The organism is Pectobacterium cacticida (assembly GCF_036885195.1).
GTDB classification, from domain to species: domain Bacteria; phylum Pseudomonadota; class Gammaproteobacteria; order Enterobacterales; family Enterobacteriaceae; genus Pectobacterium; species Pectobacterium cacticida.
The window spans coordinates 1,984,365-2,004,454 of the sequence record NZ_CP133656.1 but is presented as its reverse complement, the minus strand read 5'-3'; the positions used below and the strand labels follow the sequence as shown (position 1 = coordinate 2,004,454).

The following is a 20,090-nucleotide window of genomic DNA, read 5'->3' as shown; positions in this document are numbered from 1 at the left end:
GGTCGTTCCCACTGAGAAAACAACCTGGCCGCTTCCCTTTTGTCGCGCTGACGTCGCTGTCCATTAGCGGATTGATGCTGGTATTTGTCGCCGCCCCGGCATTCCAGGATTATCAGGGGCCTATTATGTTAATTTTTATAATAGTAATGGGCTGGATATTATTTGCGGTCAGGATGGTGAGGAAGGGGGGGGATAAACCTTAGGGAGGTTTAGCTATATCGCATTAATAACATTAAAACTTATGCGATGAGAGCGTTAGAAATTCTGTATCATTCCAGTCATATGCTCAGAAAAAGGGTTGACCCATGTTCCACCCCTTCGATTTCGACAACGCGCTAAAAGCACTCCATGCCGATCAGGCTCTGACCGGCAAAGAGGGTATCTTAACTCCGTTAATCAAACAGTTAACCTAAGCGGCCCTGACCGCAGGACTCAACGCCTTGGTGATAAAAAATGTGGCGTGGTTAGCCCCGGATAATTGAGTAGCGATTGCCAGTGTGCGGCAGCATGCATGAGCAACGGTACCTGCCCCCTGCGGACTAGCAGTTCGAGACCAACCGGAAATCCCTCTTTGGAAAATCCCACCGGCAGGCTCAGGGCGGGCATACCGGTCACGGCCGCCAGCAGCCCGTGGCTGCCCGACTGCATTTCGCCGTGTCTGACCGGATTCTCTCCGACCACTGGGTAAACCAGAAGATTAATCTTCTGTTGAGTGAATAACGCGTCCAATCGTTTACGGAGCTTTTCCTGACGGACTTTCGCTTCTTCATAACCTTTGTCTGTGCGACCAGGATGTTGTGCGCGGGTAGTGAACACCTTCTCCAGTTGTGGATGGTACAAGCCTGAAGTCAGGATATCCGACAGGGTAAGAAATCGGGCACCGGTACGGGCGGCCAAGTCATCTGCCAGCGCTTCAGCAAATTCGAAAGCAATAACATTGGCAGCATCGACCTGTTCTGTCAGCCCTTCAACCTCTACCCTGCATAATGAAACGCCCTTTTCTGTCAGTGAATTCAACACAGTCTTTACCACGATACTGACGCTGTTTTCCCCTTCTACCCATCCGGCCACATAGCCCGCCCGAATCCTGTCCTGAAGCGGCGGAAATTTTGTACCGCTCAATATTTCCATAACACGCGGAAGATCGCTGGCGTATCGTACCAGTGGGCCAGAGGTATCCTGAGTGGGTGATAGTGGGACAATCCCGGACAGGGAGATCGTACCTGTTTCTGGGCGAAGCCCCGTTACGCCATTAAATGAGGCTGGGATACGAACTGAGCCAGCCGTGTCGGTACCAATTGCCAGAGGCACGTAGCCCACCGCAACGGCCACGGCGGAACCGCTGCTTGAACCGCCAGCGGTATATCCCGGCACCAGGGCGTTTTGTGTAAAACCAGAAAACGATGATGCCCCCGTAATCCCCGCCGCCAGCTCATGCATGGCTGTTTTACCTATAATTATTGCCCCCTCGCGCCGCAGCGCAGCGACAATCTCGGCATCTTCTGTTGCCACAATGCCCGCGAGCGCCAGTGAACCCGCAGTGGTTGGCCAGCCTGCGACATCAATATTGTCTTTCACCAGCACGGGAATGCCTTCCAGTTTGCCGATTTTCTGCTGCCTTTGACGCCGGGCATCACTTAGTTTTGCACACTCAATAGCCTGTTTTTCAAAAAGCCAGGTTATGGCATGCCAGGCAGGTCCGGACTTATCCTGCTGGCGAATCATTGAAAGTGAATGTTCCGTAAGATCAACAGAGGTAGTTTCCCCGCTGTCAAGCCAGGATAATAATGTTTCGAGTGTGGTCTGCCGATAATCAATCGGTTTCATTATTGACCTCCGGCTTCAATCCAATGAAATTTCCAGGTCTTGTCGCCTCTCACTTTGCCACAAGACTCCCCGCTGAAATGAGAACTAAACCAGAGCGCATCATTTTCGAGACACCATGCTATCCCCTGACGCCGGGATTTTTCTGCCTGCCGGGGATCACCGCAAAAAACTGAATTCCACTCCGGATGTTCAAACTGAAGCGGTGAATGCATAATGTCCCCGGCAAAAAATGCAGATTCTCCGCCAGAGGATAAAATTAATGAGGCATGGTCAGGACTGTGACCCGGTGTAGGCATATATTTTATGCAATCAGCAAAAACCGGCTGTGCGGCGACATCTATCGTCTCAAGAAGTCCTGCCTCTATAACAGGCAACAGGCTGTCGAGCCATAAACTTTGATAGTGATCACTGTTTTTTATCAACGTCAGCTCCTTTTCAGAGCAGATATAACGCGCATTAGGAAACATCGGCACCCAGCGATTATCGTGCTGAACGGTATTCCAGCCCACATGATCGATATGCACATGCGTAATTAATACCATAGTCACATCTTCCGGCTTAATTCCAGTCGCCAGAAAGTTTTCCAAATAAGGCGTATTTAAATTATGGAAGAAGGCATTATGGGCGCGATCGCGGCCATTCCCTGTCCCGGTATCAATGACAATAATATCGTCTGGGGTACGCACTACCCAACTGTGTATCGAAAGAGAGACTGGATTGCGGGCCTCTTCAATGCTCAACTCCCGGCTATAACCAGGAAATAAATCTGATGCCGGCATTGTCATTTCGCGCTCTGGCACTTTAAAAACCGTGCAGTCTCCTACCCGGTAAACTGGATTACTATTTTGCACGTTTTCCTCCTGTTGTTTTGCTGTACGAACGCTAATGCGCTGGTACAGGGTTGATTTAGTGGGATGAAGTTAAGTATGCTGGCGGGATGAATAACATTCAAATTGATTATCATGATTAAGAAAATCATTGAAAACGATTTTAGTCGAATAGATTTGAATCTGATGACGGTATTTATGGTGTTATACCGGGAGGCGAGTGTAACCCGTACCGCTGCAATTCTTCATCTGGGGCAGCCAGCAATCAGCGGTGCACTGAAAAGGTTACGTGAAATGTTCAAAGACCCTTTGTTTGTCCGAAGTGTAAAAGGGATGTTACCAACGCCGCGTGCCGAGTTGCTGATGAAAAATATGCAGCCCTTAATGGAAGAGTTGCATGCGGTACTGTTTGATGCCCCGACCTTTTCTCCTGAGACAGCAAACCAAACCTTCCGTCTTGGGATGAGTGACTGGGCAGAACACTGGCTAATGCCGATGCTGCTGCCTGAAATAATGCATGAAGCACCTGGTGTGGAGTTTCATATTATTGCTACAGACCCTTATCAGGTTCGCCAGTTGCTGGACGAAGAGAATGTTGACATAGCAGTATCACTGAATAAACAGACTACTGGCGAAATGCTCAGCGAGTCGGTTATGTCCATGGGGTTTTGCACACTTTGGTCAGAGCAGCAGATCGCCTTTAACGGACCGTTAACGGTGAATGAGTTTATCGCTTATGAGCATTTGCTGGTTTCTTATCGTGAAGCGAACCGCAGCGAAATAGACAGACAGCTTGCCAACCATGGAATGCAACGGCGCGTGCGTTATGTTTCGCCACATTTTTCATCTTTTCCGTTGATGTTAATGAGCATGCCTGTTTTCGCCACCGTACCTGAAGGGCTGGCCAGGCGCTGGCAACAGCATTTTGATTTACAGACAAGTGAAGTGCCTGTAACGTGCCAGCCATTTACTCTGTGCCTTTTAAGACACCGACGCCGGGCAGAGGACCCGGCGCTGAACTGGCTGATGACGAAATTACGAAAAATAATGCAGACATAACCCCAGGGCAAAAGCAGCGCCTGAAATGTCCAGGAAACCTACGTGAAAGTCAACGAAAGGTAGGTTTATCTGGTTGCAGGCCGTCGACAGCAGGGCCTGCACTAATGATTTTTACCTCTCTTCATGCCGTCACATCAAAGCCACATATCGCTTCATGGGTAAACCGCATAATCGCATCTGAATCGATTACCGATTCGCAGGGGGGTCAATCACGGTTTCTCATCTTCCGAGCCGCGTTAAGCAGCATGCCCTCAGTGGCACTGACAAATAACGCTTTGTTGAACATGCTGCGTCATCCTTTTAACACAGCGCTGGCTGTAGGTCGCCCAAGCTATTATAGCCGCAGGGCGGAGAATGACGCTGCGCTCTTCAAACATCACCATGTGCACCACGAGTAAATTAAGATCAATGCGAGCAAAATCATCTGAATTAATGATTGTGATTATTTTAATCAATTTCACTAAAAAATGAAGTTGAGTATAATTATGTTTTTCTAAGCGGGAAAGCCGTTATAAATAAGCGGTAATTACATAATCAGTAATATCGGTAATATAGTGATCGGGTAAAATTAAAATAACCGTTGAGCAATGTCAGGTTGAGAAAATAACGTCGCAGACATTCTTTTCCCCTTATATTTTGGCAGGAGTATGATCTCACGGATTCATGAATATTTGGCAACCAAAATGAATATTTTACGGTTAATGTTTTTATAAACAATTTATATCGAAAGTTATGCCGCATTGACGGCCAAGGGGCTGGAAAAGATCCCAACTGCGAATGTGAAATGCCACTTGCGTATCTCGACTCTGCTGATATTTCTGCAACGGATACCAGAGGCACCTTTTTTCTGAGAGCAACTGAAGGTCGAAATGTTTGACAACATGGAAAACAAAACCGTGCCCGAGGAAGCAAAACGCGCTCCCACGGGTAGTACGATGCGCACAGGCATTGCCTATGGTGTACTGGCAGTTCTGGGCTGGGCAATCTTTAACGTGAGTTCAAAGGCTGCTCTGAGTCACGGCTTTTTGCCTAACGATCTTACGATGATGCGCTACGGCGTTTCGGGGCTGTTCTGCATTCCATTGCTCTGGCGCGCCGGGCTCAGTAACGCGGGAGGTTTGGGCTGGCCACGTGCAATTCTTCTGGCGTTTGCAGCCGGGCCCCTGTTTGGACAGTTGGTCAACATGGCGGTGCCTATTGCGCCGCTGTCTCACACCTCCATCATGGTGCCCGCTGTTTCAATGCTTGGTGGTATGGTGACCGGTCACTTCATACTGAAGGAGCGAGTTTCCGCTCAATGCTGGATCGGAGCTACAGTTATGGGGGGTGGGCTGCTATGGTTGATGATTCAGGGAGGTGGCGGCCAGCCGATGCCCAGAGCATGGGCTGGAGACTTACTTTTTGTCTTAGCTGGCTTTCTCTGGACCGCTTACACATTAATGCTTAGGCACTGGAATGTGGATCCTGTCTCTTCAGTGGCTGTAGTCAATGTTTTATCTGGCTTTGCTTATCTTCCGATATATCTCATCACCGGGCACGGGCAACCTCCCCACGTCAGCCTTGGCTGGTTTGCCGGGACAGCAGTACTTCAGGGTATTGTCGCCGCGCTATTAACAGTGTACGCATATGCTAGATCGGTTCAGATCCTGGGAGCATCGCGGGCGGTAGTACTGCCGGCGATGGTTCCCCCCGTCGCACTTATCATCGGCGCGGTTACAATTCACGATATTCCCACCAGGCTTCAGGTCGCCGCTGTCGCCATCGCAATGATTGGGTTCATGGGCGCTGTGGGTGCCTGGCCCGCTGTTATTCGGGGGTTGAATAGTCTCAGCCATACCGCCCACAGTATGATATCACGCCGGAAATGGCGACGCTGAACCAGCACCGACATCTGCGCCTGTTATCCATTCGTACAGCGACTGCATCAGCGGGATGGTTCTCCGGTAAATGACGTCTCAGAGCACCGCCGTCTATCTCTCCCGCGCTTTCGGGTTACCCTTTAAATCGCGACCAGCCCACGCACGCCGTCTTGCTCCATGGTGTCGCCCCGCCCCCGCTGTATGATTTCCCCTCGCGACATCACCAAATAGCTATCGGCCAGTTCGGCGGCAAAATCGTAAAATTGCTCAACCAGCAGGATTGCCATATCGCCACGCTGCGCCAGTTGGCGAATTACCGCGCCGATCTCTTTAATCACCGAGGGCTGTATTCCTTCCGTGGGTTCATCGAGAATCAGCAACTGCGGTTTGCAGGCCAACGCGCGCCCAATCGCGAGTTGCTGTTGCTGCCCGCCGGATAAATCGCCGCCACGTCGTTGTTTCATCTCATCCAACACCGGGAAAAGCTGGTAGATCTCATCGGGCACCTGCCGCGCTAGCTTGCCCGAAAAGCGTGACAGCCCCATCAGCAAATTCTCTTCCACCGTCAGGCGAGGAAAAATTTCTCGCCCTTGCGGTACGTAGGCAATACCTGCCTGCACACGCTGATGAGGTTTTCGTGCATTAATCGTGTCACCCTGCCAGCGAATCGTGCCGGATTTAGCGGGGATCAATCCCATCAGACATTTCAACAGCGTGGTTTTCCCCACGCCGTTACGACCTAATAGGCAGGTAATCTCGCCATGTTTTACCTCAAACGATAGACCACGCAAAATGTGGCTACCGCCGTAATATTGATTCAGTTCAGCAATTTCTAACATATTAGCGCCCCAGATAAACCTCAATCACCTGCTCATTCGCCTGAACGGCTTGCAGCGATCCTTCCGCCAGCACCTGCCCCTGATGGAGTACGGTAACGCGATCGGCGATACTTTCGACAAAGCCCATGTCGTGTTCCACCACCATCAGCGAGTGCTTGCCAGCCAGACCGCGGAACAGTTCAGCGGTATAGGCGGTTTCCGCATCTGTCATCCCGGCGGCTGGCTCATCAAGCAGCAACAGATGCGGTTCCTGTACCAGTAGCATGCCAATTTCGAGGAATTGCTTTTGTCCATGCGACAATAGCCCCGCCGGTCGCTGCCGTTCGTGAGCGAGGCGTAACAGCGCGAGCGTGTCATCAATGCGGTCACGTTGTTCGCTGTTCAGCCTGGCGCGCAGGCTTGCCCATACCGATTTGTCGGTTTTCAGTGCAATTTCAAGGTTTTCAAACACCGTCAGCGCTTCAAATACGGTCGGTTTTTGGAATTTTCGACCAATGCCCGCACGGGCTATCTCGACGGATGATAAGGTCGACAGATCGGTAAACTGATCGTAAAACACCTTGCCGCTATCCGGTCGCGTTTTACCAGTGATGACATCCATCAACGTGGTTTTCCCCGCCCCGTTGGGGCCAATAACGCAACGCAGTTCCCCTACGCCAATTTGCAACGAGAGATCGGTCAGCGCCCGGAAACCGTCAAAACTCACGTTAATCTTATCGAGTTGCAACACCGGATCGGTTTGGCGCCGATGACGATCCGAAGGATGTCGCAGGGCAAACTGCGGGGGTGACGCCACGGATGATTCAGCGATTGTCTCAGTCATGTTTCTTCCTCGTCAGCAATCCAATCACGCCACGCGGCAAAAACAGCGTGACGAGAATAAACATCAACCCCAAAAAGAACAGCCAGTACTCGGGAAAGGCCACGGTAAACCAACTCTTCGCCCCGTTGACGATACCCGCACCAAGCAATGGCCCTATCAGCGTTCCGCGTCCTCCCAGCGCCACCCAAATGGCGGCCTCGATCGAGTTGGTCGGCGACATTTCGCTGGGATTAATGATCCCCACCTGGGGCACATACAGCGCCCCGGCCAACCCACACAGCACGGCGGAAAGCGTCCAGACAAACAGTTTGAATCCTTTCGGATCGTAACCGCAGAACATCAAACGGTTCTCCGCGTCACGCACGGCCGTTAATACACGACCAAATTTGCTGCGCGCCAACGCCAATCCGACTAGCAGGCTAACGGCCAGCAACAGCACGGTGGCGACGAACAGGCCGACGCGGGTTCCCGTGGCCGTGATCGGAAACCCCAGCAGCGAGGTAAAGCCCGTGAATCCGTTATTGCCGCCAAAGCCGGTTTCGTTACGGAAGAACAGCAACATTCCCGCGTAGGTTAGCGCCTGCGTCATAATCGAGAAATAGACGCCCTTGATCTTGGAGCGAAAGGCGAACCAGCCGAACACCAATGCCAGCACGCCTGGCACCAGAATAATCAGACATAATGCCCAGGCGAAGTGCTGTGTTCCCGCCCAGAACCACGGTAAATCCGTCCATGACAGAAATGACATAAATGCGGGCATCCCTTCTCCAGCGGCCTGCCGCATCAGGTACATGCCCATCGCATAGCCGCCCAACGCGAAAAATAGGCCGTGGCCCAGTGACAGCAGGCCCGCGTAGCCCCAGACCAGATCCAGCGCGACCGCGACGATCGCGTAGCACAAAATTTTGCCGATCAACGTCAGCGTATACGTTGACAGCGCCAGAGGGTGCGTCGGAGGCAACAGCGCGAAAAATGGCAGCAATAACAAGGCGACAAAAATAGCCGCTCCCAAGCCAAACATCAGTTTCGGCGCGCGTTGCGTCAGCGTTATCGTTATGGGTTGCGTCATTAGTCAATCACCCGTCCTTTCAATGCAAACAGCCCCTGTGGCCGTTTCTGAATAAACAACACGATCAGTACCAGAATGACAATTTTGCCCAACACCGCGCCAATCTGTGGTTCCAGCACTTTGTTAAGCATGCCAAGACTGAATGCCGCCACTACCGTCCCGGCAAGCTGACCAACGCCGCCCAGCACCACAACGAGGAAGGAGTCAATAATGTAACCCTGCCCCAGTTCCGGCCCGACGTTGCCTAGCTGTGACAACGCCACCCCGCCTAATCCAGCGATACCGGAACCCAGCCCGAAGGCCAGCATATCCACGCGTCCGGTCGGCACGCCGCAACAGTCGGCCATCGCTCGGTTTTGTGTCACGGCGCGTACATTCATGCCCAGCCGCGTTTTGTTGAGCAATAACCAGGTAACCAGTAGTACACCAAGCACGAACAGGATTACCGCGATGCGGTTATACGGCAATATCAGATTGGGTAATATCCGCAGCCCGCCGGACAACCATGCCGGATTGGCGACCTCCAGGTTCTGTGTCCCGAACAGCACGCGCACCAATTGGATCAACATCAGGCTAATCCCCCAGGTTGCCAACAGGGTTTCCAGTGGTCGGCCATATAAATGGCGGATCACCATGCGCTCCAACGCCATCCCGATCGCGGCGGTGATAAAGAAGGCGACGGGCAGCGCCAGCAATGGATAATAGGCCAGCCAGCCGGGCGCAAACTGCTGGCACAGCGACTGCACCAGCCAGGTCGCATACGCGCCGAGCATCAGCATTTCGCCATGCGCCATGTTGATGACGCCCAATAATCCATAGGTGATCGCCAGCCCCAACGCCGCCAGTAGCAAAATGGAGCCGAGCGACAGCCCGGTGAATGCTTGCCCCAGCCAATCGCCGACGATCAAACTTTGCTTAATCTGATCCAGGCTCTCCTGTGCCGCCGCCCGCACGCCGGTGTCCGGTTCGTTCTGCGCCTGAGTTAAGGGTTGTAACCGTGCCTGCATTTGCGGATCGCCGGTTTGCCCTAATTGTTTAACCGCGTTAAGACGCACCTGCGGATCGGGATTGCTTAGCTGACGCGTTGCAATCGCCACCGCTAGCGCCTCACGTACCTGCGCCTCTTTTTCCACCTTCAGGCGCTGCTCCAGTAGTGGTAGCTGTTCCGCGCTATTCCCCGACTGCAACTGCTGTACCGCATTCAGTCGCGTTGCCACATCATCACTGACAAGCTGATGTGCGGCCAGCGCACTGGCCGCCAGAACCCGGAGGCGATTATTCATAAACAGTTTTTTTGTCGAGCCGACGGGTTCCGCCCGATCGCCCAGTGGCACTACCGTGCCCCGCTCATCCATAAACGGCTGCCGGTTCTGATCGAGCACTATCGATTCGTCACGCAGTGCCTGTAACAATGGCAACCGTGCCGGATCTGGCGCGACGGCCCACTGTTGTAACATTTCCGCCTGCTGCGTGCGGCTGGCCGCGGCGAAATCGACGGCCGGGTTAGCCAGCGCCAGTTGAGGAAGCATCAGGCATAGCACCAGCCAAAATAGAGAGAATGGACGACCCATCATCGCAATACCCGCCATATAAGAGAAAGAAGCCCCGCCCAATAGGATGGACGGGGGTGAGACAACGGTTACTGTGCCGCTTTTATCGGATGATCGGGTTTCTTATCATTTCCAGCGATATACGGGCTCCACGGTTGCGCGCGTACCGGTTGCTCTGTCTGCCAGACGACATTGAACTGACCGTTTTCCTCGATCTCGCCAATCATCACGGGTTTGTGCAAATGATGGTTGGTGCTGTCCATGGTCAACGTGAAGCCATCGGGTGCGGCAAAGGTTTGCCCCGCCATCGCGGCACGAACTTTATCCACATCCGTAGTACCGGCTTTTTCTACTGCCTGCGCCCACATATGAATACCCACATAGGTGGCTTCCATCGGGTCGTTAGTTACCACCGTATCGGCGTTAGGGAGATTTTTTGCCTTGGCATAGGCTTTATAGGCCGCCACAAATTGAGCGTTCGTGGGGTTATCGATGGATTCGAAGTAGTTCCACGCGGCTAAATGGCCCACCAGCGGTTTGGTATCAATCCCGCGTAGTTCTTCTTCGCCGACTGAGAAGGCGACCACTGGCACATCGGTAGCCTTAATCCCCTGATTCGCCAACTCCTTATAGAACGGCACGTTGGAATCACCGTTGATCGTGGAAACCACCGCCGTTTTGCCGCCCGTCGAGAATTTTTTGATATCCGCGACGATGGTCTGGTAATCGCTGTGACCAAACGGCGTGTAGACTTCCTCGATATCTTTGTCCTGTACCCCCTTCGCATGTAGGAACGCACGCAGGATCTTGTTCGTGGTGCGCGGGTAGACATAGTCAGTCCCCAGAAGGAAGAAGCGCTTTGCCGCCCCGCCGTCTTCACTCATCAGGTATTCCACAGCGGGGATTGCCTGTTGATTCGGCGCCGCCCCGGTGTAGAACACGTTCGGCGACATTTCTTCGCCTTCATATTGCACCGGATAGAATAGCAACCCGTTCAGTTCCTCGAATACCGGCAGAACCGATTTACGCGACACGGATGTCCAACAGCCGAAAACTACCGCTGCTTTATCCTGTGTCAGCAATTGGCGCGCTTTTTCGGCAAATAGCGGCCAGTTTGACGCTGGATCGACCACCACAGGTTCCAGTTTTTTACCCAGTACGCCGCCTTTCGCATTGATCTCATCAATGGTCATCAGCGCGACATCCTTTAGCGGCGTTTCAGAAATCGCCATCGTACCCGACAGCGAATGCATGATACCGACTTTAATGGTTTCCGCCGCCTGTACGCTCCAGGCCAACCCCATGCCCACTACCGTCGCGGAAAGCGCAAAAACTTTTAATAATGAACGTCTTTTCATTTATTAGCCCTTTAGTCGTGTTGTGTGAGTTTGCTTTTATGAAATGCGTCGGGTAAAACCGACCTAGAGGGAACCGATTGCGGCCGAGCCTGCTGTAGCATATGCAAGGTGATCTTCCTGACTTCGGCCTTACTATCGGCAATATGATCGGTCAAAATGCGCTGTGCCTCCTCAGTGTGTTGTTGCAATATCGCCAGCAGAATACGGGCGTGTTCTTTGTAGGTCGCATCGATACGATCCTCACGGGTAAAATCGAGCCGCCGAATAATACGGATCTTCTCTGTCAGTTCACCGTGCACTCGCGCCATCTCGCTGTTGCCTGCGGCCGCCACTAAGCCTCGGTGAAATTCTTCATCGTGGCGGGACACCACGTTGCCATCATCCAAACGAGGCGCTTCAATCCAGAAGCGATTCAGATCGGCCAACAATGTGGTGCAATGGCTCGGTGGCATGCCGCATAACCGTCGGATCGCCTCGCACTCCAGCACAATACGAAAGTCATACAGCTCCTCGAAATAGGCGAAATCAAACGCCCGCACCTGCCAGCCGCTGCGAAAATAAACTTCGACATAGCCTTCACGCTCCAGCCAAAACAGTGCCTGACGCACAGGGGTACGGCTAACCGACATCCGTTCGGCAATTTCATTTTCACTAAAGCGATCGCCCGGCATCAGGCGAAAGTCGAAAATGTCATTTTTCAGCGTTTGGTATACGCGTTCCGCCAGCGCCTCAGGGCGACCTTTGCTACGCTTCTGTGTGCCTGCTCGCATCATGTTCTCCGTGTCGTTATGGCATTCATGTCGTCCGTAAACACCTTCGCGGGCGGACGACAGCTGTCCCTGCCGCCGTTATTCCGGCCACCATTCGTTATTCCCGTTATTCCAGCCACAGTAAGGTTTCACCTGGGCTGACCGGTCGACCCGGCTGGCAACCGATGCGTTTCACCCGACCCGATCGCGGTGCGGCGATCGTCAATTCCATTTTCATGGCTTCGACAATGATGAGCGGCTGTCCGGCTTCAATGTCATCCCCTGCGTGCACCAGGATTTTCCAGATATTGCCATTCATATCCGCATTGATCGGGAAAGCGTCGTCGTCCTCCTCTACCGGCGCGAGTGGCGTTATCTCCGGCACCGGGTTGTCTTCTTCCTGTTGCCACAGCGCCACTTCCGTTGCAAACGCGGTGGATTGACGCTGGCGGAAAGCGGCAATATCGTCGGCCTGTTCCACCAGGAAACGGGAGTGCTCGGCAAAATCAAAAGTGGATTCTTCAATGCGGATCGTGGCGCGCCCTTCGCGGAAATCTTCACGCAGCGTCGTCAGCTCGGCTTCGCTTACTGGATAGAAACGCACCTGATCGAAGAAGCGCAGCAGCCACGGTTCACCCGCGAGGAATTGGTCATTTTTGAGGAATTTGTTCCAAATCGGCAGGGTGCGTCCGACCAGTTGATAGCCGCCTGGCGAATCCATGCCGTAGATACACATGTACATGCCGCCGATACCGACCGTCCCTTCGGCCGTAAAGGTGCGCGCCGGATTGTATTTGGAACTCAGCAGGCGGTGGCGCGGATCGATTGGGACGGCGCAAGGCGCGCCGAGATAGACGTCGCCCAGCCCCAGAATCAGATAGCTGGCGTCAAAAATGATGTCGCGCACGTCATCGCGGCTGGGTAACCCATTAATCCGCTGAATAAAATCGACATTATTCGGTAGCCACGGCGCACTGGCGCGGACGGTTTCGCGATAGCGTTCCACCGCGCCCAGTGTAGCGCTGTCTTCAAACGCCATCGGCAAATGGACAATGCGCGACGGCACCTTCATCTGGCTGACATCGCCAAGCTGACTTTCCAGATGGAGCAATAGGTCTAATAACGCACGCTGACGAATCACCTGGCTGTCGTAACGCACCTGTAACGACCGCACGCCGGGCGAGAGTTCTGCGATGCCTGCCGTTTCCGACGCGCGGATCGCCATCATAAGCAGGTGAACACGCAACCGCAGCGCCAGATCCAGCACATTTTCGCCATACTCGATCAGAATATAGTTATCCCCGGCCTGACGGTAGACGGCGGCGGGCGTCGTGGCGGTCGCGGGAATGGCCGCCAGTATGGTGGCTGAACCGTGCGCTGTCGACGCCAGCGAAGGGGCGTCAAACGTCGGCGTCTGTACCACGTTCAGCGTGGCAATGCTGGTCGACTGCGCCTGTTCTAATGCCAGCGCTTCATCCGCACTGATGGGATGAAAACGGATACGATCGCCGGGTTTGACCTGACCGACTTTCCACAGCTCGGCCTTGGCAATGGTGACCGGGCAGACAAATCCCCCCAGACTCGGCCCGTCGCGCGTAAGGATCACCGGGAAATCGCCGGTAAAGTTGATTGCGCCAATCGCGTATTCGCAGTCGTGTACGTTCGACGGATGCAGACCCGCTTCACCGCCGTTTTCCCGTGTCCAGGTCGGTTTCGGCCCAACCAGCCGCACACCCAATCGGTTCGAGTTGTAATGTACCTGCCATTCCGCCGCGAAGAACTCATCAATAGCGGCGTGGGTAAAGAAATCCGGTGCGCCGTGCGGGCCGTAGAGCACACCGATGCGCCAGTCGTTGCCATATTGAGGAATCAACGCGGGATCGACAGCTTGCGGGGCACTCACGGGCGCTGGCGTGGTGCAGGCAGGCAGCGCGGGCTGAGAAATCGCCAGCTTATCCGCTACGCGCAGCGTGCGTCCGGCATGACCGCCAAATTCGCCGAGTGCGAAGGTCGAGCGGCTACCGAGATACTGCGGCACATCAATGCCGTTACGCACCGCCAGATAGGTGCGGCAGCCGGACTGCGCGCGCCCTAGCGTCAGCGTTTGTCCGGCTTTGATTGTGACGGGCTGCCAGTATGGCACCGCTTCGCCATCGAGGGTTGTCGGACAATCGGCGCCCGTCAGCGCAATCACGGCATCACAATGGAAGCGCAGCGTCGGCCCTTGCAGCGTAAATTCCAGCCCGGCTGCCACGTCATCATTACCGACAATACGGTTTGCCAGGCGGAAGGCGAGATCGTCCATCGGGCCGGACGGCGGTACGCCAATATCCCAATACCCCAGGCGGCCAGGATAATCCTGTACACTGCTCCAGGTGCCGGGTTGGATCACTTCAATGACTGAGGCTGACGGCGTAAAGCTGTCGAGCATGCGCGTCCAAACCGTGCCATGCTGAAAGGCGTCGGTGGCAATAATCTGCCGCAAATAATCCAGATTAGTAGCAATCCCATGCAAGCGAGTGGCATTCAGCGCCTGTTGCATCTTCGCCAGCGCCAGTTCACGGGTTGGCGCGTGGACAATCAGTTTGGCGATCATCGGATCGTAATACGCCGATACTTCGGAACCGGTACTGACCCAACCGTCGACCCGCACCCCATCGGGAAATGCCACTTCGGTCAAAACGCCGGGGCTGGGCTGAAAGTTTTTCAGCGGATCTTCCGCATAAATACGCACTTCGATCGCCGCGCCGCGCGGAGCCTGCATGAGTTTTTCCCAGTCCAGCGGTTCATCCGCCGCGACGCGCAGCATACATTCGACCAAATCCAGCCCGGTAACGCACTCCGTCACAGGGTGCTCCACCTGCAAACGCGTATTTACTTCAAGGAAAAAGAACGCATCGCGTTCAGCATCGTAGATATACTCCACCGTTCCCGCGCTGCGATAGCTGACCAGTTCACCCAGTTTCACCGCTGAAGCGAGCAGCGCCGCGCGTGTGGCGTCTGGCAGATGTGGCGCTGGCGTTTCTTCCACGACCTTCTGATTACGCCGTTGCAATGAGCAATCGCGTTCGCCCAGCGCCACGACACGGCCCTTACCATCGCCAAAAATCTGCACTTCGACATGACGCGCCCGATCGATGCAGCGTTCGAGGAAAACGCCCGCGTCGCTGAAAAATTGTTCGCCCAAGCGACGCACACTCTCCCAGGCCGTCCGCAGCGCCGTCGCGTCCGCACAGCGCGTCAGGCCAATGCCGCCGCCACCGGCAGTGCTTTTCAGCATCACCGGATAACCGATATCCTCTGCGGCGGCTAATGCTTCCTCTAACGACGCCAGTAGCGGCGTTCCCGGCGTCATGGGGACACCGGCGGCGGCCGCTAATTCACGCGCGCGGTGCTTCAAACCAAATTCGCCAAGTTGTTGCGCGGTTGGCCCAATAAACACGATACCGGCTTTCTCACAGGCGGCGGCAAACGGAAGACTTTCAGACAGAAAGCCGTATCCCGGCCAGATGGCCTCAGCCCCACTCTGCTGCGCGGCGGCCAGTACTTTATCGATGCATAAATAGCTATCGCTCGCTTTTTCGCCTCCCAGCGCGATGGCTATATCTGCGTCCTTAACGTGCGGCGCATTTTTGTCAGCATCGGAATAAATCGCCACGCTGGCAATCCCCATACGCTTCAGCGTGCGTATGGCCCGACAGGCGATTTCACCCCGGTTAGCAATCAATACCGTCTTAAACATGAGATGCCTCCTGATGCGCCAGCCAGTTGCGCCAGCCGCCGAATTCCGTGATATCCACGGCGTCGCTCAGCGCCGCCGGTTCGCAAATAAAGCCTTTAACCTGCCGTCCGTCGGCGAGTGTCAACGTGCCAATCCCTAATGGCGCGGGGATTTCCGCCACAAATTCGCCAAAACGCGCCAATGGGATGTCCCACAGTTCGACGATAATCGCCGCGCCATCACCACTTTTCGCTAAACCGGGTTTCGCCGGTTGCGTATTGGCCAGTGCATACAGGCGATAGTTCGCCGCCGTGTGCGTTTCTTCGACAAAGACGGCATCACGCTGGGTCAGTTGATGGTTGAGCGGCATCCCCGTCAGGTGCGCACCGACCACCGCCAGACGAACGTGTAACGCCGAAGGCGGCAAGGCGGCGGGTTCGGCGGGTAATGGTTTACCCGTGGCCCCCAGCGTGAGCGCCAACTGGGCCTGCCAACGCTGGCCAAAACTGGCTAATGCGCGGTCATGCCAGGCGGGCGCGAGCAACGTGATACCCGCAGGCAAACCATCGGCACGGAATGGGGCGGGCAGCGCCAGCGCCGAGAGATCGGCCAGATTGGTAAAGTTGGTATAAGTTCCCAACTGGGAGTTGTAGCGCACCGGTTCCCGTTTTATTGCCTCTAGCGTATGGATCGTCGGCGACGTCGGTACGACTAACGCATCGAACGCGGCCAACGTTTGCTGGATCTGCCGCGCCAGCTCGGCACGTAAGTACTCCGCCTTAAACGTTTCTACTGCGCTAAAGCGTTCACCGTTCGCCACAATGCCGTGTACCACCGGGTCCATGTTTTCCGGCTGTTGCAGTATGTCCCCTACAGCCACCGTGCGTTCTGCCACCCAGGGGCCTTGATAAAGTTGTTCGGCGAGTTGTGTGAAAATACTGAAATCAATAGGGTGTAGCGTCGCGCCCGACGCTTCCAATGCGACCAACGCCTGTTGCCAGGCCGATTGCGCGATATCGTCGGCAAAGAAAGTGGGATCGCTGGGAATGGCAAAACGTGGCTTTGCTGGCAATGCCGCAGGGGTATTGGCCGGATGGCGGCGAGAATAAGCATCGGTTGCATCGTATCCGCCCGCCAGTTCAGCAACGGTAAAGGCGTCTTCTACCGTCAAAGCAAAGACGGAGATGGTGTCATTGAGACGACACGCCGGTACGACGCCGCTGGCCGATAGCCAGCCTTTGGTCGGTTTTAACCCGACAACATTGTTAAACCCGGCAGGCACACGCCCCGACCCGGCGGTGTCTGTGCCTAATGAAAACGCCACCAGCCCCCGCGCCAGCACCGACGCCGACCCAGAGCTGGAACCGCCGCTGATGTAGTCGGCATTAAAGGTATTGGGCACGGCCCCAAACGGTGAGCGCGTCCCTACCAGGCCGGTCGCAAACTGATCGAGATTAGTTTTGCCGATAACCACTGCCCCAGCCGCTTTTAACCGGGCTACCGCCGTCGCATCCTGAGTTGCCTGATAGGTAAATGCCGGGCACGCCGCACTCGTCGGCCAGCCAGCGACATCAATATTATCCTTTACCGCAAAGGGAACGCCGAACAACGGCAGCGACGCGGGATTGTCCCGATACCGAGGTAAAAGTTCGGTAAGCTGTGCCTGTAGTTGCGCGGGCGTGGCTAGCGCGATCCATGCTGGATCGTCCTTTGACAAGCTGGCGAGCAGCGCGCCCAGTGTTTCACTAACACGGTCGGCATGTTGCTGGTAATACTGTTTCCACTCCTGAAGCGTAAGCCCTGTCATTCTCGACATAGTATGAATCCCAACTGGTATACAAGATTGAATTCATCTAAGCGAAATGCGTGCCAAAATTTATATTATTGATTTACATAATATTTAGTTAATTTGGTTCATCGCTATGCACAATAGAGGAACAATCGTGCGTCATTGCGGGGCATGAAGACACGCGATCTGCATTATTTGAGTACGAAAAGATGTGTAGAGCTGATTCCACACAGGAACGTGAGTAGGTTATGTTCGCCGTAAGCCGACCACTGAAGCTGGGTTGCTTATCTATACTTTATGATGCAGCGCAGCCAATCCCGTCTAATATCGACATCCCTATGAATCAATAACGCGAATAATAGGTCAATAAACACCCAAGCACCGATCATTAACCATTTCCCAGAATACGTGGTGCCACTTAAAATTTTGCGACCGAGGGCTATATTGCCGCCCGTTTTATCGAATTAAATAAGTGCATTAAGTAATGTCATAAAATTTTCATAAGTAACCAAATGTGTGATCTGGCTAAATGAAACAGTGTTTCTCTTTGGTCATACTATGCAGAATCTCATAGCTGATATTTAAGGGAAAATCAAAACACCAGAAAAATTCCAGCAATAGAATATTGCAATCGGGATCATTTATTCATGATACCTGAACGCCGCTCAAATAAAATAATATAATGAATGGTCTATGCATTAATTAATTCTGAGCTATCAGGGTTACCCCCTACCTGACATTAATTAATGGCGTTAACACCATGTTCAATGGTTCTATTTTTACGTCAAGAAAATAATACCTATCGGATTTAAGGATAGAGAATACCTACGCCTATAGTTTATTTAAAAAGAGATTTAAATAATGAAAACATACACACGTAATCTACTTATGGTTTGTGCCGGGTTCACGCCGTTCCTTGTTCAGGCACAAACCGATGGTAAAACCACCTTTCAATATGAACATAATTGGAAGACGGAAGATCGCCGCCACTCAGATTCCATCAAGTTGATTCACAAAAAGACAAACGGTTGGTCATATGAAGTCAAATTTAGTACGGCGGCGGGCGGAAATAGCAACTACGACGTGGCCTATGATGATATGCAGGGCGGCTCTGGCGGGATGGTGATAGGTAAGGACCTTAAGCTGAGCAAAGCCGCAACCTTGACGCCGAGCTTTGAATTCTCTATCGGTAACGCCAGCATGATGTACCAACCTGGTCTGAAATACAGTTATCGCATTCATCGCAACTGGTCTACCTACGGTCGCTACCGATATGAATATAAGAAACCTTCGCGCAGTTCACGTTATTCAACGATTTCCACATCGGACAAATATGGTCATGCTGGCGAAACCTATTTATCAAAATCCGACACGGGACGCCATCGTTTGGATGCAGGGATAACCTATTCAGGAATTAATAATATCAATCTGACCTACGTTTTTAACTATTATATCGGCGAAAACACCACGAAATCGTATAAATATAGCAAGGGCGAATTCACGGAAAGAGAATACGCATTGTACGATAACGGTAAAACGGACTATGAGCATCAGTTCAAAGTTCAATATAAGTTAAACAAGAAGCTAACTCCTTACATTGAGTATGATGATATTAATAAATCCAGCACATCATCAAGCCGTCAGGGGAAAATCAAAGTTGGTTTAAACTACGTTTTCTAAAAAACACAGAGTTTTATAAAACATACGCACTCTATTACATATCGCGTTGATGAAAAAATAAATTTGCGCGCGGAATTTTGTATGTCAGCGCACAGTTTTCATCATAAACGAACACTATTAATGGTATCCATCATGAAAAAACGCTACCTTGTGGCCGGTATTCTTTTTGCCCAAATTTATGCTATTTCCGCCTCTGCTTCTGATACCAAACTCAGCTATGAACATAGCTGGGGAACCATGAACCGCTACCATGGTGATCAAGTCGGCATGCGGCATTTTATGGACAACGGCCTGTACGTCGGTGTTGAGTTGAATTTTTATAATAAGAATAAAGATCTGACCATCGATGATGTCGTCTCAAATTCTTATGCATTTTATACCGGATTTGCCTACAACCTAACGCCAGAATTAACCCTGACGCCCAATCTGGAAGCACGTTTCTATTCCGGTGGCACCAGCGGCGACGGAACTGTAGGTGACATTGGCGCGAGCCAGACTTCAGGAGCTCGCTATACGCCAGGATTGAAATTGACCTGGGCGATAACGGATACGTCGGATCTTCATGCGCAATATCGCTATGACCTGAGAAAGATCACGCGTAGCAAGCGCAAGAGCGCGGACGATGACACGCATCGCCATCGCTATGAAGCGGGTATTGCCTATAAGGGGTTCAACAATTTCACGCTAGCGTATAACGCTTATTACTACCACGCGGATTATGTTCTGCAAAACGACAAAAAGCATGATTATCAGCAGGATTTCGACGTGTTTTACACTATTAACGCCAATTGGACAGCATACGTAGGCGTTGAGGATGTCGCCAGCGGTCGGGATGTAAAATCTCGTGAAGGGAAAGGAAAAGTCGGCTTTACCTACACGTTTTAGTTTCGGTTTATGACCACGCCTTACTTATCGGGATCCGGTTAATCAAACGGGATCC

At 53.0% G+C, this 20,090-nt stretch carries 14 protein-coding genes; 4 read left to right on the top strand and 10 right to left on the bottom strand.

Translation table 11 applies throughout. The annotated features are described in order from the left end of the window. Positions 1 to 432: 432 nt before the first annotated feature. A complete protein-coding gene (locus tag RFN81_RS09265) occupies positions 433 to 1,827 on the bottom strand; it encodes an amidase (RefSeq protein WP_264498795.1) in 1,395 nt (464 codons plus the stop codon). Then, positions 1,827 to 2,612, bottom strand: coding sequence for an MBL fold metallo-hydrolase (locus RFN81_RS09260; RefSeq protein ID WP_264498926.1), 786 nt, complete (start codon positions 2,610 to 2,612; stop codon positions 1,827 to 1,829). Before RFN81_RS09260 ends, RFN81_RS09265 begins: the two co-directional genes overlap by 1 nt. Before the next feature lie 180 nt (positions 2,613 to 2,792). On the opposite strand from RFN81_RS09260, the gene RFN81_RS09255 reads away from it, so the two are divergent. Further along, positions 2,793 to 3,713: a LysR family transcriptional regulator gene (locus tag RFN81_RS09255; protein WP_264498925.1), complete on the top strand. Its 921-nt coding sequence runs from the start codon at positions 2,793 to 2,795 to the stop codon at positions 3,711 to 3,713. Positions 3,714 to 4,582: 869 nt separating this feature from the next. Continuing rightward, positions 4,583 to 5,590: a DMT family transporter gene (locus RFN81_RS09245; protein WP_264498794.1), complete on the top strand. Its 1,008-nt coding sequence runs from the start codon at positions 4,583 to 4,585 to the stop codon at positions 5,588 to 5,590. 122 nt (positions 5,591 to 5,712) lie between these two features. Here the strand turns inward: RFN81_RS09245 and urtE are convergent, their stop codons facing one another. From urtE to atzF, 8 genes are all read right to left on the bottom strand, one after another. Then, a complete protein-coding gene (gene urtE / locus RFN81_RS09240; RefSeq protein WP_264498793.1) occupies positions 5,713 to 6,411 on the bottom strand; it encodes an urea ABC transporter ATP-binding subunit UrtE in 699 nt (232 codons plus the stop codon). Between the two features lies 1 nt (position 6,412). Then, positions 6,413 to 7,234, bottom strand: coding sequence for an urea ABC transporter ATP-binding protein UrtD (urtD, locus tag RFN81_RS09235; RefSeq protein WP_264498792.1), 822 nt, complete (start codon positions 7,232 to 7,234; stop codon positions 6,413 to 6,415). Then, positions 7,227 to 8,303, bottom strand: a complete 1,077-nt coding sequence (gene urtC / locus RFN81_RS09230) for an urea ABC transporter permease subunit UrtC (RefSeq protein ID WP_264498791.1) — start codon at positions 8,301 to 8,303, stop codon at positions 7,227 to 7,229. Before urtC ends, urtD begins: the two co-directional genes overlap by 8 nt. Next, on the bottom strand, positions 8,303 to 9,892 hold the full coding sequence (urtB, locus tag RFN81_RS09225; protein ID WP_264498790.1) for an urea ABC transporter permease subunit UrtB: 1,590 nt from the start codon (positions 9,890 to 9,892) through the stop codon (positions 8,303 to 8,305). The genes urtC and urtB overlap by 1 nt, the downstream gene beginning before the upstream one ends. Positions 9,893 to 9,942: 50 nt before the next feature. After that, the gene (gene urtA / locus RFN81_RS09220) at positions 9,943 to 11,211 is read right to left on the bottom strand and encodes an urea ABC transporter substrate-binding protein (RefSeq protein WP_264498789.1); all 1,269 of its coding nucleotides are present in this window, start codon (positions 11,209 to 11,211) and stop codon (positions 9,943 to 9,945) included. An 11-nt stretch (positions 11,212 to 11,222) separates the two neighbouring features. Continuing rightward, positions 11,223 to 11,981, bottom strand: coding sequence for a GntR family transcriptional regulator (locus RFN81_RS09215; protein WP_264498924.1), 759 nt, complete (start codon positions 11,979 to 11,981; stop codon positions 11,223 to 11,225). Positions 11,982 to 12,087: 106 nt separating this feature from the next. Beyond that, positions 12,088 to 15,702, bottom strand: a complete 3,615-nt coding sequence (gene uca / locus RFN81_RS09210) for an urea carboxylase (RefSeq protein ID WP_264498788.1) — start codon at positions 15,700 to 15,702, stop codon at positions 12,088 to 12,090. Next, positions 15,695 to 17,497: an allophanate hydrolase gene (atzF, locus tag RFN81_RS09205; protein WP_264498787.1), complete on the bottom strand. Its 1,803-nt coding sequence runs from the start codon at positions 17,495 to 17,497 to the stop codon at positions 15,695 to 15,697. Before atzF ends, uca begins: the two co-directional genes overlap by 8 nt. 834 nt (positions 17,498 to 18,331) lie before the next feature. On the opposite strand from atzF, the gene RFN81_RS09200 reads away from it, so the two are divergent. Next, positions 18,332 to 19,150, top strand: coding sequence for an oligogalacturonate-specific porin KdgM family protein (locus tag RFN81_RS09200; protein WP_264498786.1), 819 nt, complete (start codon positions 18,332 to 18,334; stop codon positions 19,148 to 19,150). Positions 19,151 to 19,282: 132 nt separating this feature from the next. Continuing rightward, positions 19,283 to 20,035 (top strand): oligogalacturonate-specific porin KdgM family protein, encoded by a 753-nt coding sequence (locus tag RFN81_RS09195; RefSeq protein ID WP_264498785.1) that lies wholly within the window; start codon positions 19,283 to 19,285, stop codon positions 20,033 to 20,035. The last annotated feature ends 55 nt before the right edge of the window (positions 20,036 to 20,090 follow it).

Excerpts from the sequence above, each read along its gene's own strand:
- RFN81_RS09215 (WP_264498924.1), bottom strand. The coding sequence starts at position 11,981 with ATGCGAGCAGGCACACAGAAGCGTAGCAAAGGTCGCCCTGAGGCGCTG.
- urtB (WP_264498790.1), bottom strand. The coding sequence starts at position 9,892 with ATGGCGGGTATTGCGATGATGGGTCGTCCATTCTCTCTATTTTGGCTG.
- urtA (WP_264498789.1), bottom strand. The coding sequence starts at position 11,211 with ATGAAAAGACGTTCATTATTAAAAGTTTTTGCGCTTTCCGCGACGGTA.
- uca (WP_264498788.1), bottom strand. The coding sequence starts at position 15,702 with ATGTTTAAGACGGTATTGATTGCTAACCGGGGTGAAATCGCCTGTCGG.
- RFN81_RS09195 (WP_264498785.1), top strand. The coding sequence starts at position 19,283 with ATGAAAAAACGCTACCTTGTGGCCGGTATTCTTTTTGCCCAAATTTAT.
- RFN81_RS09265 (WP_264498795.1), bottom strand. The coding sequence starts at position 1,827 with ATGAAACCGATTGATTATCGGCAGACCACACTCGAAACATTATTATCC.
- urtC (WP_264498791.1), bottom strand. The coding sequence starts at position 8,303 with ATGACGCAACCCATAACGATAACGCTGACGCAACGCGCGCCGAAACTG.
- urtE (WP_264498793.1), bottom strand. The coding sequence starts at position 6,411 with ATGTTAGAAATTGCTGAACTGAATCAATATTACGGCGGTAGCCACATT.
- RFN81_RS09245 (WP_264498794.1), top strand. The coding sequence starts at position 4,583 with ATGTTTGACAACATGGAAAACAAAACCGTGCCCGAGGAAGCAAAACGC.
- RFN81_RS09260 (WP_264498926.1), bottom strand. The coding sequence starts at position 2,612 with ATGACAATGCCGGCATCAGATTTATTTCCTGGTTATAGCCGGGAGTTG.
- urtD (WP_264498792.1), bottom strand. The coding sequence starts at position 7,234 with ATGACTGAGACAATCGCTGAATCATCCGTGGCGTCACCCCCGCAGTTT.
- atzF (WP_264498787.1), bottom strand. The coding sequence starts at position 17,497 with ATGTCGAGAATGACAGGGCTTACGCTTCAGGAGTGGAAACAGTATTAC.
- RFN81_RS09200 (WP_264498786.1), top strand. The coding sequence starts at position 18,332 with ATGAAAACATACACACGTAATCTACTTATGGTTTGTGCCGGGTTCACG.